This window comes from Gardnerella sp. c10Ua_244 (genome assembly GCF_055818055.1).
The window spans coordinates 207,407-224,055 of sequence record NZ_JARFVS010000003.1 but is presented as its reverse complement, the minus strand read 5'-3'; the positions used below and the strand labels follow the sequence as shown (position 1 = coordinate 224,055).

Sequence of the window (16,649 nt, the reverse complement as noted above, 5' to 3'; positions counted from 1 at the left end):
GGGAGGTGTAGTTTCATTATGATTAAATACAACAAGGAGACTCAGCAAAAGTAGCAGAACTAGTTGAAAAGGGGTAGGATAATCGGTCGATAATGTTGAAACTTGCCAAACCACCACTTATGTTGAAGGTGTGGTATAAAAGTCTTATGTTTTCTAAACGCGCTATTACCATTTTTGCGGCTGCTGTCGTAACTGCTTTAACGTTGGGTACGTTGAGTGCTTGTGAGCCGCAGGGTAAAGCCGTTGGTAGCACTGGCCGCGCTGGAGACATAATTCACGACGGCATAGATATTAATGACATCCATTTGCTGGTCATTGGTTCAAAATTAGCTGCGCTTGATGACGAAGTTATGAAACATTGTAAAACGTCAAAATTGAGTGCTTCTTATGTGCCGCTATCAAATGTTGTTAATCCTAACGAAGCTGCTCAGCAAGCTATTCGCGCTGCAAGCGAGCAACCTGTTTCATTAATACTTATAGACGCGCTCGACGTAACAGGCGTTGACGACCTGCATAATGATAATAATCAACCTAATATAAAAGAGAATAACAAGCTTAATAACAGCACTCGCAATAAACAAAACGAAAGCAAAGCATGGATTTCTGCGCTGCAATACGTGCGTTACGCTGGAGTGCCAGTTGCGTTAATAAATCCTGTAAAAGCACCAAAAGACGCAACTTTATACGCAGCTACTTTGTATTTTGATAGCGATGGAAGTGGAATTGGAAAAAATATTCATGAATCTTATTTATCAAAAAATAGCGAATCTTTAAACAATAAAAGCAATAAATCAAAATTTGAGCGTTCGTCTTTGCTAAGCATCGTTCGAGCAATAATCGACAATACACCGCATAGTAGGGAAGTGATTATAAATGACAAATAACGAACAAAACGCAATGGCATCTACAGAAATTAGCAAAAATAACGCTATTGCGGTGCTTCCTAAAGTAGAAGTTTCTGGTTTGAGCACAGAAGAAGTTGCAGAGGCAGTCTCTCGCGGAGATGTGAATATTACTTCTAAGCAGACTTCTCGCTCTTTAATGGATATTGTGCGCGCGAACGTGTTTACATTGTTTAACGCGATTATTTTCACAGCAATGGTTGTTGTGCTTGCCACTGGTTCGTGGAAGGATGCTGTTTTTGGTGTAGTAATTCTGGTAAACACTGGAATTGGCATTGTGACTGAGTTAAAAGCAAAGCGCACTTTGGATAGGCTTTCTATACTTGTGGCGTCTTACGCAATGGTGCGTAGAGGCGGAGAAAATATTGAGATTGCGCACAAAGATATTGTGCTTGGGGATGTTTTGTGGCTCAGAGCCGGCGAGCAGGTTCCAGCAGACGTAGAAGTGCTGGAATCGTGGGGTTTGGAAATGGACGAGTCCATGCTTACGGGCGAGTCTGCTACAGTTCGTAAAGCCAAAGGTGATAACGTTTATTCCGGATCTACTGCAGTTTCTGGAATGGCTTTAACGCGTGTTACTGCCGTAGGAGAGCACAGTTATGCAGCAAAATTGGCGGCGCAAGCGAAAGTTTATACCAAAACAATTTCCGACTTAAGCCGTGGAATTAACACGATTTTGAAGTATATGACGATGGTTGTGGTGCCTTTGTGCGTGCTGCTTGTGTGGTCGCAAATGCACAAGGTTGGCGGATTTGTTGAAGCTTGGCAGACTGGTGCTTGGAGAGGAGCTGTTGTTTCTGCTGTTGCAGGCGTTGTTGGCATGATTCCAGAAGGATTGGTTCTTCTTACTTCGCTCAATTTTGCGGTGGCTGCTATGCGGCTTGCTCGTAAGCAAACGTTAGTTCAGGAGCTGGAATCTGTAGAAACTTTAGCGCGCGTAGACTGCTTGAACCTGGACAAAACTGGCACTATAACCGACGGTGGTATTGCATTCGTTGGCGTGGAAAATCTAGATAATATTGGTGCCGAAATATTCTCGCAAACTAATTTGCAAACCAATCAAGCTTTATTTGATTTATCTAATGAAGAAAATCCTAACGCAACAGGTGTTGCGATTATGGAAGGACTTGGTGCTCAAGGAGTCGCAGCTAGCGCGCATGTATCTAACCGTCTTCCATTCTCTTCTGCTAGAAAGTGGAGTGCTGTGCAATATGTACAAAGCAGTGGAGAGCGTGCAACTTGGTATATGGGTGCTCCAGAAGTATTGCTAAGCGCGATTAATTATGCAAATTCTAATGAACTTTTAGCGAAAGTTAATTCTTATGCGGAGCTTGGTGAGCGCGTGCTGCTTCTTGCAAAAGTAAGTAGCGTTGAAAGTAACGAAGTAAGTAGCGTCGCAGAATCAGATAAAACTTTTGGCGATTCTCCCACTATTTGTGCAAATGCTCAGCCTGTTGCTTTAGTTCGATGCTCTGAGCGTATTCGTGAAGACGCTCGTAAAACTCTTTCGTGGTTCCGCGAGCAGGGTGTGCGTTGCCGCGTAATTTCAGGAGATAATCCTACAACTGTTGCGGCTGTTGCTGCAAAAGTTGGCTTAACAGGAGATCGCAATCCTGTTGCAATGGACGCTAGAAAATTGCCGGAAAATATTAACGAATTGGCTAAAGTGCTTGAAAATGTGGATGTGCTTGGGCGCGTGCTTCCTCATCAAAAGAAGGCGATTGTTCAGGCACTTCACACTCAAGGTCATGTTGTTGCTATGACTGGTGACGGTGTGAACGATACTTTGGCTCTTAAAGAAGCTGATTTGGGCGTTGCTATGGGCAATGCCGCTCCTGCTGCAAAAGCTGTAGCCCAAGTGGTTCTTGTTGATTCACGATTCTCGCATTTGCCGGATGTTGTGGCTCGCGGTAGGCAAGTGATGGCAAATATGGAACGTGTGGCTGGCTTGTTCCTTGTAAAAACCGTTTATTCTGCGCTTATTTCTGCAGGAGTTGTGCTTCTAGCGTTGCACTTCCCGTATTTGCCTCGTCACATTACTTATATTGGTTCTTTAACTATTGGTATTCCAGCATTTTTGCTCGCTTTAGCACCTAATACTCGTAGATACATTCCAGGTTTCTTGAAGCGAGTTGTTCGTTTTGCTGTTCCTAGCGGATTTGCTATAGCTGCTTCTGTGCTCGCTACTGCTGTTATAGCTCCGCGAGTTTTGGGATTAAATCTTGACGATGTTGTTGCAAATAATTTGATAGCATCTCGTTTTATTGTCTCAAACGTGCAAGCTTTGGCAACTACTCGCAGTATTTGTTCCGTAATCGTATTTGTTCTCGGCATACTCGTGCTTGCAAGCGTTGCCAAGCCGTTGCGCTCGTGGAGAGGAATTATGGTTGCGCTATTTGCTGCAGCTGGAGTTGCTGGAGCTTTTATACCGTTTACTGCAAAATTCTTCGAAATTCACGTGCCGACTGCAGGAAGCGCGTTTACTGTAATGCTTATAGCTGTTGTTTTAGCTGTAATCTTATGGTTTGTGTGCGTGAGTTTAGCAAACTTGTTATCTAAACAAAGTAAGAAGTGAACAATCTAACATATTTCTCATGTAATTAGTGTGTCGACGTGAGCTTAATGATGCTTACAATAGATACGTGTTTAGTATTTTAGAGATGTTTTCAGTAGGCGTTGGTCCTAGTTCATCACATACAGTAGGTCCTATGCGAGCTGCGTGTTCGTTTGTTTCATCGCTTAAAAAAAGTGGTAGTCTTGCAAACGTTGCGCACGTAAGTGTGACTCTTTACGGATCACTGTCTTTAACAGGTCTTGGTCATGGCACTGATCGCGCTTGCGTTGCAGGTCTTGAAGGAAATCTTCCAGATAATGTAGACACTGATCATATGCTTACTATTCGTCAGGAATGCAAAAAAACTGGCACTTTAACGCTCGCAGGTGAACATACTATTGCTTTTGATTACGATAAGGACGTAATTTTTGAAAAATGGATGCGAATGGTTGTTCATCCTAATGGAATGCGTTTTGTTGCAACTGATTCTGACGGAAATAAAATCGATGAGCAAGTTTGGTATTCAATTGGCGGCGGATTTATTCGTCAAGGGTGTGCAGATGATGCAATGGTTGGCTTGCATGAGCGTGTTACTGAGCAAGATGAAAATAATGCCAATAAGAATGGTGTAAGCGAGAATAATAGCGAAAGTAATAGCGAAAGTAATAACGGAAATAGTAGTGATAATGCTGCAAGCTCCTCAAATCAAACAAAAGATTCCACTGTACCTTATCCTTTTACTTCATGCGACGAGCTTATAAATATTTGCCGAGAAAAGTATATGTCAATAAGCGATGTTGTGTGGCAAAACGAGCTTGCATTGCATGAAGGTGATGCTGACTACGTGCGCAACTATTTGCTGCATGTTTGGAAAGTTATGAGTAAATGTGTAGAAAACGGATGCAACTCAAAGCAACCGATTTTGCCAGGAGGTCTTGATGTGCCTCGCAGAGCTCCTCACATGTATGAGCGTTTAGCTGCAAATTCAGACATGCTTCGTAACAATCGTCGTCGTTCGGATGCTGCTTTAGAAAGTTCAGACTCTGCGTGGGTTAATCTTTTTGCGCTCGCTGTTAGTGAAGAGAATGCTGGTGGTGGGCGTATTGTTACTGCTCCAACGAATGGTTCTGCAGGAATTATTCCTGCAGTATTGCAGTATTATTGGCGATTTGTTGATTCTGCTAATGAAGATGGAGTTGTGCGATTCTTGCTTGCTGCAGGTGCTGTTGGTTACTTATTTAAACGAAATGCTTCAATTTCTGGAGCTGAAGTTGGTTGTCAAGGAGAGGTTGGTTCTGCTTGTTCGATGGCTGCTGCAGGATTGTGCGAAGTGTTGGGAGGGACCCCGGAACAGGTTGAAAATGCTGCAGAAATCGGTATAGAACACCATTTGGGATTAACTTGCGATCCTGTAGGCGGTTTGGTACAAATTCCTTGTATTGAGCGCAATGCTATGGCTGCAAATACAGCAATTAATGCTGTTCGAATGGCAATGCTTGGAGATGGCTCGCACATGGTAAGCCTTGACAAAGCGATTAAGACTATGAAAGAAACTGGTCATGACATGATGTCTAAATATCGCGAAACCTCAAAAGGTGGGCTAGCTGTAAACGTTGTTGAGTGCTAATTTGCTAATATTTTTGCATTAATTCGTTGATGTTTTGAGATTAATTTTTGCTAAGTTATACACAATGCGTATATTTCATGTACATACGTAACGTTTCAGTGCTAATCTAGGACAGGTTAATCTAGGAAGTGTTAGTCTAAACTGCATTTATTCGAATGTGCATTTACTTAAATGTACTATTTAAAATGCGCTGCTTTAGTAATGCAGGATGGTTAAAAGCTGTCTGTGTAGATGTTATACTGTTCAGATTATACTGTTTGGAGTTTGTAAAGGAGGAAATATGGCACAAGATATGCCAGAAGTGATTGCAGAATTTGGCACTACGCCAACGGTGACGTTCCCTGAATCTGAACCGCCAGCAGGCCTTAAAGTTGTTGAATTAGTTGAAGGTAATGGTCCTGTAGTTCGTGCAGGTGACACTGTAACTGTGAATTATCATGGTGTGGTTTGGGGTAGCGACAAGCCATTTGATTCAAGCTTTGCTCGTCATACTCCAGCTAGTTTTGGTATTGGTGTCGGTCAAGTGATTCAGGGCTGGGATCGTACTGTTCCAGGTCATAATGTTGGATCTCGTTTGTTGATTTCTATTCCTCCAGAGTATGGTTATGGCTCTCGTGGCATACCGCAAGCCGGTATTGGCGGCGGAGACACGTTGGTATTTGTTGTTGATATTATTTCAACTCGTTGATAGAAGAGCGTGAATTTTATTTACGAACGCATAGTTTTTATTTTTAGAGATTGTTGTATAAGGAGGTAGCAATGGCTGAAGAAAAAACTATTTTACTTACGCAGGAAGCGTATGACAAACTAAAAGAAGAGTTAGCACATCGTGAAGGTGAGTATCGAGAAGAAATCACTGAGCGTATTGCTGCAGCTCGTGCTGAAGGTGATTTGTCTGAAAATGGTGGTTATCAGGCTGCTCGTGAAGAGCAAGGAAAGAATGAAGGTCGCATTAATGAGCTTATTGTAAAGCTTCGTAATGCGAAGATTCTTGAAGCACCGAAGGATGGCACTGTTGGCAATGGTTCTTTGGTTACTCTTGAGCTTGCAGGTCGAGAAATGACTTATGTTCTTGGTTCTCGCGATATTGCTGTAGCTACGGATTATGACGTTATTAGCCCGGAATCTCCAATTGGGGCAGCTATTATGGGTGCTCATGCTGGTGATACTGTTAGCTATGCAGCTCCAAATGGACGTGAAATTTCAGTGACAATTAAGGATTCGCATCCACTTGCGTAAGTTGCGTAAGTTACATGATTTTCATAATCTGCATAAGTTGATTTTATAAATATTATTCTCCCCACTTAGTCCATATTTTGAAATAAGTGGGGAGAATATTTTTTGAGGGGTTGGTGGGTAAGTTCTATTATATTTTTCGCAAAACTGTAACAACTTTTCCCATAATAGTTGCGTGTGATCCGTCAATAGGAGAGTAAGCCGGATTATGTGGAATAAGCCATACGTGACCGTGGTCATTTCTGAAAGTTTTAACAGTTGCTTCGTTATCTAACAGTGCTGCAACAATGTCTCCATTTACAGCCTCATGCTGCTCTCTAACTACTACATAATCGCCATCGCAAATAGCGGCGTCAATCATCGAATCGCCGTGTACTTCAAGCATAAAAAGATTTCCTGTACCTGTAAGACGTTCTGGCAATCGCATTACATCTTCAATATGCTGTTCTGCTGTTATTGGAGCTCCTGCTGCGATTCTTCCCACTAGAGGAACATCTCTAGAATTTATAACAGAATCAGATTCGTATGCGCTAATATTGGCAACTCTTGAAGAATTTTTATTAATTTTGTTATTTGAATTCTTTTCAACAATTGAATTATCAAGAATTTCAATAGCGCGACCTTTATTTGCATTAATTCGCAAAATCCCTTTATCTTCAAGTGTTCGCAATTGATGTTTCACAGAAGATGGGCTTCTAAGTCCAACTGCTTCTCCGATTTCGCGGAAAGAAGGAGGGAATCCATGAATTTTTATATTGTTTTGGATGGCATTGATAATATTGCGTTGGCGGTCAGTAAGTGACATTGCGCTAATATCGCTAGCATTAATGCCATTGTTATCGTTATTTGTGCCATCGTTATTCATGGTGCTCCTTTCGCTTTTACTATTTTAACGCACTTTCTTAAAAAAATCAAACATCTGTTCGACACGCCGTTGCAACTATCGAACAAATGTGTCATTATTAATACATCTGTTCGATAGAACAAATGTTCAGTCGATTAAGGAAGGAGAAAGGATAATTATGAGTACGTCATTAATTAGAAGTGGCAGGGAAGTTAGAGTAGGTATGCAAGAAAATACTTATTTGATTCGTAAACGCTGCGTTTCTAATAAGCATGCGCGCAAAACTAGAGTTTTTCGTGTAACTGTACTTTTGATGACAGCAATAACATTCTGTACATTGTTTATGCCAAAGACTGCTGTTTCTGCAATACCTGAAAGAGTTGTTACATATACAGTTCGTCCTGGAGATACGTTATGGAATTATGCTGCTACTATTACTCCTAAAAACGGTGATATATCAGATAATGTAGAGCGTTTAATGGCTTTAAATCATCTTTCTTCTGAAGATTTGGTTATCGGACAGTCTATTAATGTTCCATTAAATGATGCTCAATAGTTGATTGAGTGCAAATAGTATGAAAATGGGGGAAATATGAGAAGGGAAAATATTACTATATTTGAAATTGAAACTGATGAGCTAAGTTTTACTGAAAATGATGATGTAATATTCAGTGTGTTTTATGGAGTATTTCGGATTATGGACAATAAAATCGTATAATATTCGGAAATATTTGAATAAAGTGAATAATATTATGTAGTTTTTCGCTATTTTTTAGTATGCTGAATATATGCATTGTCCTTTTTGTAAGAATTCTGATACGAAAGTTATAGATACTCGTATCAGTGAAGATGGTTACTCTATTCGCCGTAGACGTGAATGCCAAGTTTGTGGTAATCGATTTACTACGGTGGAAACAACTCAGTTGCTTGTAATGAAGCGTTCAGGCTCTATTGAACCTTTTGATCGGGCAAAAGTTGTTGCCGGTGTTAGCAAAGCATGTCAAGGACGTCCCATTAATGCTGAAGCGTTAAAGACAATTGGTATGCGAGTAGAAGCTGATTTGCGAGCACGAGGTTTAGCGCAAGTTACATCTGAAGAAGTTGGCAAAGCTATTCTTAAGCCATTGCGTGAATTAGATGAAGTTGCATATCTTCGTTTTGCAAGTGTGTACCAAAACTTCGCAGGTCTTGAAGATTTTGAACATGCCATTGAAGATTTAAAGCGCAGTAAAACAGAAAAATAATAATTTTATCGATTATTGTTACAGAATATCTATTCCCTGCGCTTTTGCATTATTTTGAGTTCTATTTCTCAAAATTTGCGTCATCTGCAGTGCGTATTATATGCAATTTTTGAGTTGGTCTAGTCATTGCAACATATAGATTGGCTGCAGCAGTTAGTCTAGATGCTGCTTCCTGCTCAATCTGAGAAGGTTGCAACACTATGACAGCGTCATATTCAAGACCTTTTACTTCCTCAGCTGTGCAAACGCTGCATTGGCAATCATCGGCATTTTGTTTGTTTAACTGATTCCATAATTTTTCAGGTAATGCATGTTCTAATGCTTGATTTACAACCTTTTTAGCATGGCTAACCATACTGTTAGGAGTAATGATTGCAATACGACCACTACCATCATCAGAGACAAATTTTTCGAATAGTTTTGTACAAGATTCTGCAAGTGCAGTATCGAGTTCATCTTGTGATTCAACCGTTTGTGATACGAGTGAATCAGGTACTGAGCGAACTGCATGAACAGTAGAAATGTATAATCCTGAATCTGTTGCAACTTTGCTTGCTGCTTCAGAAACTTCACTAGGATTTCGATAATTAATTGTTAACTCGTAAAGATCCCAATTTGGTTCTCCAAATAGAGAATTCATATTCTTCTGCCATCTGTGAGTTCCTCCGAGCGCAGAAGTTTGTGCAACATCGCCAACAATAGTAAAGGAGCGTGAAGGACAACGACGAATAAGCATTCTCCAATCCATTGCTGTAAGCTCTTGAGCTTCATCGACAACTACGTGACCATATGTCCACTCGCGGTCAGAAGCTGCTTTACGGGCAAGCATTCCTGCATCGTCGCCTTGCAGATTATCAAGAAGCATATCGGCAGTTACTATGCCATTTCCAATACCAGCTTGTGCTAAAGTGTCAGCTGCAAATTGTTGTTCTTCAAGTTTTTTTGCTTGTGCTGCAGATCTTTGAGCGTCAAGTTTTGGATCAGGACCGAGCAATTCCATAGCTTCATCAAGTAATGGAATATCAGAACGAGTAAGCGGGCTGCCCTTTGGTCTAGTAAGTGAGTTAATGTCTTCGTCGCTTAACCAAGGTGCGTATGTGCGTAATTTGTCAGGTTTAGCAAAAAGTTGGTCAATGAGCCATTCTCCAGTCATAGGTAACCATGCAAGATTTAAAGTAATGCGCAGTTTATCGTCAAGACGAAGTTGAGAAGTTATATCGTTTAATTCAGCTTGATCTGGAACATAATCAAGTTTTTCCAAATAACGATTTTTCAATATGCTGAGCACGGTTTTTATAAAAGTATTTCGTGCCTGGTTATGCGGCTGGTGAGTCCGTTGAGCATCTGATTGAGCTATCTCAATATCTTCTTTTAGAAGAGGAATACTAAATCCTCCAACATGAATTGTTGGAAGATTTTTAGGAACGCGAATACGAGCGGCAATTGCATTCGCAATAACTGTTCGCATACGATACATTCCTTTTAATTTTGCTGCGTATGGAGAATCTTCATCTGTAGCACAAATTCCAGGAATTAAGTCGGAAATAGTTCTACTTACTACACCTGTTTCACCAAGAGAAGGGAGTACTTGATCAATATAACGCAAGAATGCCGAACTTGGACCAACAATAAGAACTCCTGAACGCTCAAGTTTGCGCCTGTGAGTGTATAATAAATAGGCTGCTCTGTGCAAAGCAACAGCTGTTTTTCCTGTGCCAGGACCTCCCTGTACAACAATAGTGTGATCAAGAGGAGCGCGAATAATTCGATCTTGTTCTGCTTGAATAGTGGCAACAATATCAGTCATTTTGCCGGTTCTGCGAGAACCTAAAGATGCGAGCAGTGCTCCTTCACCAGTAAGAGTACCTTGTTGTGAAGCTTTTCCTATTTCATCAGAATGTATGTCAAGTACTTCATCTTCAACACCAATAACGTCTCTGAAACGGAGTGTAATATGACGACGCATAACAATATCGCCATGATGCGAAGGGGTTGCCTCATAAAAAGGTCGTGCAGCTTCAGCGCGCCAATCTGTAAGAATAGGATCATGGTTTTCGCTAAGCAAACCAATGCGACCAATGTATCGCCTAATGCCTTCTGTGTTATCAAGTCTTCCAAAAACAAGACGATCTTCAACAGCTCGTAATTGTGTAAGACGATCTTCGTACATGGTTGCGAATGAGTCGCGCTCTGTGCGCTGTGTTGGTGAACCGTGCGAACCTGACGCGCGCACAGCGTCTAAGCGCGCGCGAATAGTATTACGCAAATCATCTAGACGGCTATAAGCTCGGTCAACAGCTTGTTGTTCTTCGCTAAGTTGTGAGGAATAGGTAGACATACGCTTCCATTCTTCGTAAAATCTGCAGCCAAATCAAAGCCAATTTTTAGGCATTTAAGTGTATCTCGAGGCATAAACCACTGATTTATTTCGTGTTGTAATCTAAATTAAAACAAGCTAAAAGCTTAGCGAATAATTGCGTTTTATTTTGCCGCAAAAATATAATCTAAACATATGTTTATAAGGGTTGATTTTGAATTATAGAGAGATAGAATTCTTGAGTTGTGAAGCATAAAACGATGAGGTTGACGCCTACTAGTTTGTTGCAACTTAGAAATAAACAGAATGGCTTACTGCATCACTGTTGATGTAGCGAGTTTGTAATCAGAAAGGTAGTTCACATGAAGAAGCTTATTCTTGATTTGGATACTGGTGTTGATGATACCTTAGCAATTTCTTATGCTCTTGGTAGCCCTGAGGTTGAGCTGATCGGTATTACTGGTACGTATGGCAACGTTTTAATGGAACAGGGCGTTCGTAATGCTCTTGCTATAACAGATTTATTTGGACATCCAGAAGTTAAAGTGTATCGTGGTTTGCCGCATGCGAGCAAGAAAGATTCGTTTGAAGTTCTGTCTATTTCTGCATTCATTCACGGTGACAATGGTATTGGCGATGTTGTTATTCCAGATTCAAAGCGTGAAGCTGAGTCTGAGCCAGCTGTTGATTTCATAATTGATTCAGTTAAGACTTATGGCAAGGATCTTATTTATGTTCCAACTGGTCCTATGACAAATATTGCTGCTGCATTGCATAAGGCTCCAGAAATCAAAGATGAAATTGGTAAGATTGTTCTTATGGGCGGTGCTCTTACAATTCATGGAAATGTAACTCCTTGGATGGAAGCAAATATTTCCCAAGATCCAGATGCAGCAGACGTCCTATTCCGTTCTGGCGCCCCTGTAACAATGGTCGGTTTGGATGTGACTTTGCAAACCTTGCTTACCTATAAGGAAACGCAACAGTGGCGTGACCTTGGTACAAAGGCTGGCAAGTTCCTTGCAGATATGACCGATTTTTACATTAAGGCATATGAAACAACGGCTCCACACCTTGGTGGCTGCGGTTTGCACGATCCGTTGGCTGTTGCAGTTGCTGTTGACCCAACGCTTGTTACAACTCTACCAATCAACATGCAGGTAGATGTTGAAGGCCCAACTCGTGGACGCACAATTGGTGATGTTACGCGCTTGAATGACCCTGTTAAAACAATGCAAGTTGCTGTTGGTGTTGATGTTCCACGATTCTTGAACGAGTTTATGACGCGCATTTCTGGCTTGGCAAAAATCGCTGGATGAGTGTGGATTTTACGAGTTTTAGCTCCGCTTTTTGTTGTTCGACACGCCGTAAATCGCAACATTTTCCGCAATATACGACGTGCCTTATTTACCAATGTAGAAACTAAAAATATTAATTGATTGGATTATTATGACTGAGATTGCAAAATTTAGCGCGGTAGACCCATACGAGGATCCAAAAACCCGCGACAAAGTGGCGATTTACTCGCTAATTTTACTTCTTATAACCTTTATTCTTGGAACATTGTGTTTGCAAGGATTTAATCTGGTATTCGATCAGATTGGTAAAGCTGTTGGTGCTCCTAATCAAGCTTCTCTTATTACGAGTTTGCCAATTATTGTTTTAGGCATTGTGTGCTTTATTTACGGTTCTTTGGGTGACTTTGTGTCGCTTCGTAGACTCATAACAATCGGACTTGTAACACTGTTTGTTGGATCCTTGTTCGGTTTTATTGCAAACTTCTTCTTCACTCCAAACTTGTGGACTGTTATTATTGCGCGTATTTTACAAACCGCTGGCGAGCAGGTAGCAGGTTCTTCCTTCCTTGTTATTGCAACTAAGTATTTGCGCAACGATCTTAAGGTAATTTTCTTTGGACTCTTTACTGCAGCTTATCAGCTTTCTGCTTCTATTGGCGTTTTTGCTGCTGGTGCTCTTAGCTCTATTGCTTGGCAGTATTTGTTCTTGATTCCTGCAATTACTATTCTGTTCTTGCCAGTTCTTGTTAAGTGCTTGCCTACAAAGAACGGTATTGGTGGGAAGATAGATAAGCTTGGCTTTACAGTGTTTGGTATTGCTGTTGCATTGCTGACTTTGTTCTTCTCGTACAAGGCATGGGGATTGTTGCTTGGATCCATCGTGCTGTTTGTTGTGTTTGCTGGATACATTATGAAGGCAAAGAACCCGTTTGTAACTCCTGCATTCTTTAAGAATAAGCGTTGGCTTTCGGGCATTGTCTTAATATTCATCTTCTACTTTACTAACTATTGCATGCCTCCAATTTACAATGTGATTGGTGGAGCTTTGTATCATATGAGCACTGAGGCAGTTTCTTCCTACCTTGTATGGGCATTCGTTGTAGCAGCAGTGTTTGGAACATGCTCTGGAACGATTATCGGTTTTATTGGACGTAAAGCTGGCATTATTATAGCTGCTGTTCTTATGATTCTTGGATGGGTTGGAGCTGCTGTATTCATCAATTGCGGATTCCTTGTTCTAACTTTGTGCGCATGCGTCTACTACGCTGGTTGCGGACTTATGTATTCGCCAATCGTTTCAACGGTTCTTAGCGCATTGCCTGTTGAAGAATCGGGTCGTGGATGCGGTATGAATGATTTAGTTATGAATGTTACAGCATCAATCGGTATTTCCATTTTCAGCGGTTTCTTTGGCGGAAACTTGCTAAAAGGATTCTCTTTTGCTGGAATCCAAGGCTTAGGTGCAGGTTATTCTAACTTGCTTATGATGGGCGCTATTGTAGCCTTTATTGGCTTAGTAGTTTACATTGCTCGTAGTCTTATGGTTAAAGAGTAATTATTATTTACTCAATATGTTAGTGGCCACTAGCTTGCAGTCGTGTTGGGCTGATTGGTTAGTGGCCATTTTTGTATTACTTTGCTTGCACGCTATCAAATCTTTTTCATACGCTGAATACTAATCTTTTGATATTGTATTGGTGAAGCTTATTTCTAATGATTATTTAAATTAATTACCGTTATAGCCAAAATCCTCACTTTTTAATACTTCTTTCCACCATGATTCTCTGCCTAAAACAAAATCATCATCAACTTTCGCATTAAAAATTAAATCTGTAATAAGTGAGTCTTTGTTGTTTTTGTTAAATATAGAAGCAGTTAATTTGTAATCTTTAACCAATTGTGCCAAAAATTAGGCATTTAAGTATACCTCGAAGCTTATACACCGAGATTGTATTCCTATATTGATCTAACGAATATTATTTGCGAGGATCTCCGAACCATGCAGAATAAATCAATGAAAAATTGCGATTTCCATATGCTGAGCACGAATTTCCTTCGCCGTATCCAGCTTTTAACGATTCTATATTTGGCTGATAAGGAGTATAGATATAAAGTAATGCAGTAGCCTTATTTTCGATATAAACATTGCTAGATCCGCATGATTTATTTGGCGAATATTGAATTGTGTTAATCGTGTTAGGGTGGTAGTTATATTGATCGTTATGAAGAAGATAATATCTATATCTTCTTGCGGAACCAATTACTTGTTTAAAGAATCCTGCAAAACGTGGGTTGCAATGAGAATCATCTGGACAATCTAATCCCATAGCTGATTTGTATTGGAAATCGCTAGGATCAGTGTCTGTTACAAGATGTTGTTCTTTTTGCAGCATGGTAAGTAATACTCGTTGACTGATATGACATGCTTTTGCTGATTTGTATATTATGTCTGCAGAAGATTCTTTGCTTACACTTTGATACTTTGAGCATAGTGAATCGGCAGGAATAGTGTGAGTATTAAAGTACGCATTTTTTAAGCAATTTTTACCAGTGCATTTTGCTCCTTTTTTGCGTATAAAATTGCGTACTTCGTCTTTACTCATTGCGTTATCGTCAAAAAATTGAGAATCAGAAATAATATTGCCTGGATTAAAATCGAAGCGTGACACAAGTTGTTCTTGTTTGTTGCGAAGATTAGAAACAGTCTGTTCCCAACGTATCCACTGAACAACAGGAATGATAATAGCAATGCCTATGACAGCAATAATAATGTTTCGTAAAATTTTATTGGAGTAAAACTTATGCTTTAATGAACTGTTGTTTTTATTGTGATGAGCACCACTATTATGTCCACTATTTAGGTTGACATGAATAGAATCATGTTTCTTTCTTCTCTGCACCATGTTTCCTCCTACTTAGCTTGTTACATTATAAGTGATATGCGAATCATTTTATTATTGTGATTATTTTTTAAAATTGTTCCTAACTTTTATTGTTGATTGTAACTATCAAACTGTAGAATTATCCGATTGAGTAGCTACGCGCGAAGAATTTGTTGCGATTAACTTTAGATTGTTAGAGCAGATTGATTTATTTGCAGTAGTTTTCTGCATAAATATTTGGAATTATTAGGCTGTTGTAGGGGAGTAAGACGGTGATGATTGGGACTAAACGATTTGATTGTTCTTCTGTGGATCCTTATGATGACCCAGAAAAGCGCGATAAGGTTGCTGTTCGTGCGTTAATACTACTGCTTATTACATTTGTTATTAGCACCTTGTGCTTGCAAGGTTTCAATCTTGTTTATAAACAAGTTGGTATAGATGTGAAAGCTGTTGATCAAGCGCCTCTTATAACTGGTTTACCTGGCATTATTTTAGGAATTGTATGCTTTATTTACGGTTCTTTAGGCGACTTTGTGTCATTAAAAAAGCTAGTAACTATTGGATTAACATCTTTGTTTATAGGCTCAGTTTTTGGATTTGTAGCTAATTCTTGTTTTGAGCCAAATTTGTGGACAGTTATTGCTGCTCGTATTATGCAAACAACTGGTGAACAAGTAGCAGGTTCATCATTCTTAGTAATTGCAACAAAATATTTGCGAAATGATTTGAAAGTTATCTTCTTCGGATTATTTACAGCATCGTACCAGCTTTCTGCATGTATTGGAGTGTTTTCAGCGGGATTGTTAAGCTCTATTGCTTGGCAATATTTATTCTTAATTCCAGCATTAACTATTCTAATATTGCCGGCATTATTGCATTATTTACCAACAAAAAACGGCAATGGTAAAAAAATTGATGTTGTTGGTTTTACAGTCTTTGGATTTGCTGTTGCATCTCTTACATTGTTCATTTCATACAGAAACTTGTTGATGCTTATTTCAGCAATTATATTGTTTATAATTTTTGGTATTTACATTAGTAAAGCTAAAGAGCCGTTTGTTACACCAGCTTTCTTTAAAAATATTCGTTGGCTTTCTGGCATAATTTTGATGGGCATAATATACTTCACAAATTATTGCATAAGCCCACTGTTCAATAGAGTTGGAAAAACTTTGTATAACATGACTACTTCACAAGTAGCTTCTTATTTAGTTTGGGCTTTTATTGTTGCTGCAATATTCGGTTCATGCTCAGGCTTAATAATTAGTCGTATAGGAAGAAAAACAGGTTTATTATTAGCAATATTGTTTATACTTTGCGGATGGATTGGTATTGCAGTATTAATAAATTCTGGATTCTTAGCCATAGCTTTATGTGCATGCGTTTATTATGCAGGTTGTGGAATGGTGTATTCTCCACTGGCCTCAACAATTCTTTCGTCTCTTCCAGTTGAAGAATCTGGAAGAGGGTGCGGAATGAATGATTTAGCTATTAGTGTTTCTGCGTCTGTTGGTGTAGTAATTTTTGACGGAATATTAGATAAAAACATGCTGAGTGGAAATTCTATAACGGGTGCTTCTGGTATTTCGTCTGGATTTGCAAACATATCTCTTATGTGTGCTGCTGTTGCATTATTAGGAATTATCGTATTTACATTCAGAAACTTTATTACTAAAGAAAGCAATGCAATTGAAGTAAACGAAGATCAAGAATAAGACCAAAATAATAGTAAAAGCAAAAGC

Annotated in this window: 14 protein-coding genes; 10 read left to right on the top strand and 4 right to left on the bottom strand. The window is 39.7% G+C overall.

Annotated features, from left to right (window positions below):
• Positions 1-146 precede the first annotated feature (146 nt).
• From P0108_RS06250 to P0108_RS06230, 5 genes are all read left to right on the top strand, one after another.
• The gene (locus tag P0108_RS06250) at positions 147-884 is read left to right on the top strand and encodes a hypothetical protein (RefSeq protein ID WP_004110825.1); all 738 of its coding nucleotides are present in this window, start codon (positions 147-149) and stop codon (positions 882-884) included.
• Positions 874-3,477: an HAD-IC family P-type ATPase gene (locus P0108_RS06245; protein ID WP_174182739.1), complete on the top strand. Its 2,604-nt coding sequence runs from the start codon at positions 874-876 to the stop codon at positions 3,475-3,477. Before P0108_RS06250 ends, P0108_RS06245 begins: the two co-directional genes overlap by 11 nt.
• Before the next feature lie 85 nt (positions 3,478-3,562).
• Complete coding sequence (locus P0108_RS06240) at positions 3,563-5,083, top strand: L-serine ammonia-lyase (protein ID WP_041160567.1); 1,521 nt, start codon at positions 3,563-3,565, stop codon at positions 5,081-5,083.
• A gap of 280 nt (positions 5,084-5,363) precedes the next feature.
• Positions 5,364-5,771, top strand: coding sequence for an FKBP-type peptidyl-prolyl cis-trans isomerase (locus P0108_RS06235; RefSeq protein ID WP_004107148.1), 408 nt, complete (start codon positions 5,364-5,366; stop codon positions 5,769-5,771).
• Positions 5,772-5,842: 71 nt separating this feature from the next.
• Positions 5,843-6,322: a GreA/GreB family elongation factor gene (locus P0108_RS06230; RefSeq protein WP_004110818.1), complete on the top strand. Its 480-nt coding sequence runs from the start codon at positions 5,843-5,845 to the stop codon at positions 6,320-6,322.
• Positions 6,323-6,449: 127 nt separating this feature from the next.
• Here P0108_RS06230 and lexA read toward each other — a convergent pair whose 3' ends face one another.
• Positions 6,450-7,124 carry a transcriptional repressor LexA gene (lexA, locus tag P0108_RS06225; RefSeq protein WP_102155756.1) on the bottom strand — a complete coding sequence of 225 codons (675 nt, stop codon included), beginning with the start codon at positions 7,122-7,124 and terminating at the stop codon, positions 6,450-6,452.
• Positions 7,125-7,341: 217 nt separating this feature from the next.
• Between lexA and P0108_RS06220 the strand changes: the two genes are divergently transcribed.
• Positions 7,342-7,719, top strand: a complete 378-nt coding sequence (locus tag P0108_RS06220) for a LysM peptidoglycan-binding domain-containing protein (RefSeq protein ID WP_012914030.1) — start codon at positions 7,342-7,344, stop codon at positions 7,717-7,719.
• A 232-nt stretch (positions 7,720-7,951) separates the two neighbouring features.
• Positions 7,952-8,407 (top strand): transcriptional regulator NrdR, encoded by a 456-nt coding sequence (nrdR, locus tag P0108_RS06215; RefSeq protein ID WP_012914031.1) that lies wholly within the window; start codon positions 7,952-7,954, stop codon positions 8,405-8,407.
• A gap of 61 nt (positions 8,408-8,468) precedes the next feature.
• Here nrdR and P0108_RS06210 read toward each other — a convergent pair whose 3' ends face one another.
• Positions 8,469-10,745: a HelD family protein gene (locus tag P0108_RS06210; protein ID WP_076002773.1), complete on the bottom strand. Its 2,277-nt coding sequence runs from the start codon at positions 10,743-10,745 to the stop codon at positions 8,469-8,471.
• 341 nt (positions 10,746-11,086) lie between these two features.
• Between P0108_RS06210 and P0108_RS06205 the strand changes: the two genes are divergently transcribed.
• Positions 11,087-12,043 (top strand): nucleoside hydrolase, encoded by a 957-nt coding sequence (locus P0108_RS06205; protein ID WP_012914033.1) that lies wholly within the window; start codon positions 11,087-11,089, stop codon positions 12,041-12,043.
• A 130-nt stretch (positions 12,044-12,173) separates the two neighbouring features.
• Positions 12,174-13,577, top strand: coding sequence for an MFS transporter (locus tag P0108_RS06200; protein WP_012914034.1), 1,404 nt, complete (start codon positions 12,174-12,176; stop codon positions 13,575-13,577).
• Between the two features lie 171 nt (positions 13,578-13,748).
• Here the strand turns inward: P0108_RS06200 and P0108_RS06195 are convergent, their stop codons facing one another.
• Both P0108_RS06195 and P0108_RS06190 read right to left on the bottom strand, forming a co-directional pair.
• Positions 13,749-13,928: a GIY-YIG nuclease family protein gene (locus tag P0108_RS06195; RefSeq protein WP_041160484.1), complete on the bottom strand. Its 180-nt coding sequence runs from the start codon at positions 13,926-13,928 to the stop codon at positions 13,749-13,751.
• 70 nt (positions 13,929-13,998) lie between these two features.
• The gene (locus P0108_RS06190) at positions 13,999-14,925 is read right to left on the bottom strand and encodes a hypothetical protein (RefSeq protein WP_012914035.1); all 927 of its coding nucleotides are present in this window, start codon (positions 14,923-14,925) and stop codon (positions 13,999-14,001) included.
• 254 nt (positions 14,926-15,179) lie between these two features.
• On the opposite strand from P0108_RS06190, the gene P0108_RS06185 reads away from it, so the two are divergent.
• The gene (locus P0108_RS06185) at positions 15,180-16,622 is read left to right on the top strand and encodes an MFS transporter (protein ID WP_174182805.1); all 1,443 of its coding nucleotides are present in this window, start codon (positions 15,180-15,182) and stop codon (positions 16,620-16,622) included.
• Positions 16,623-16,649: the final 27 nt, after the last annotated feature.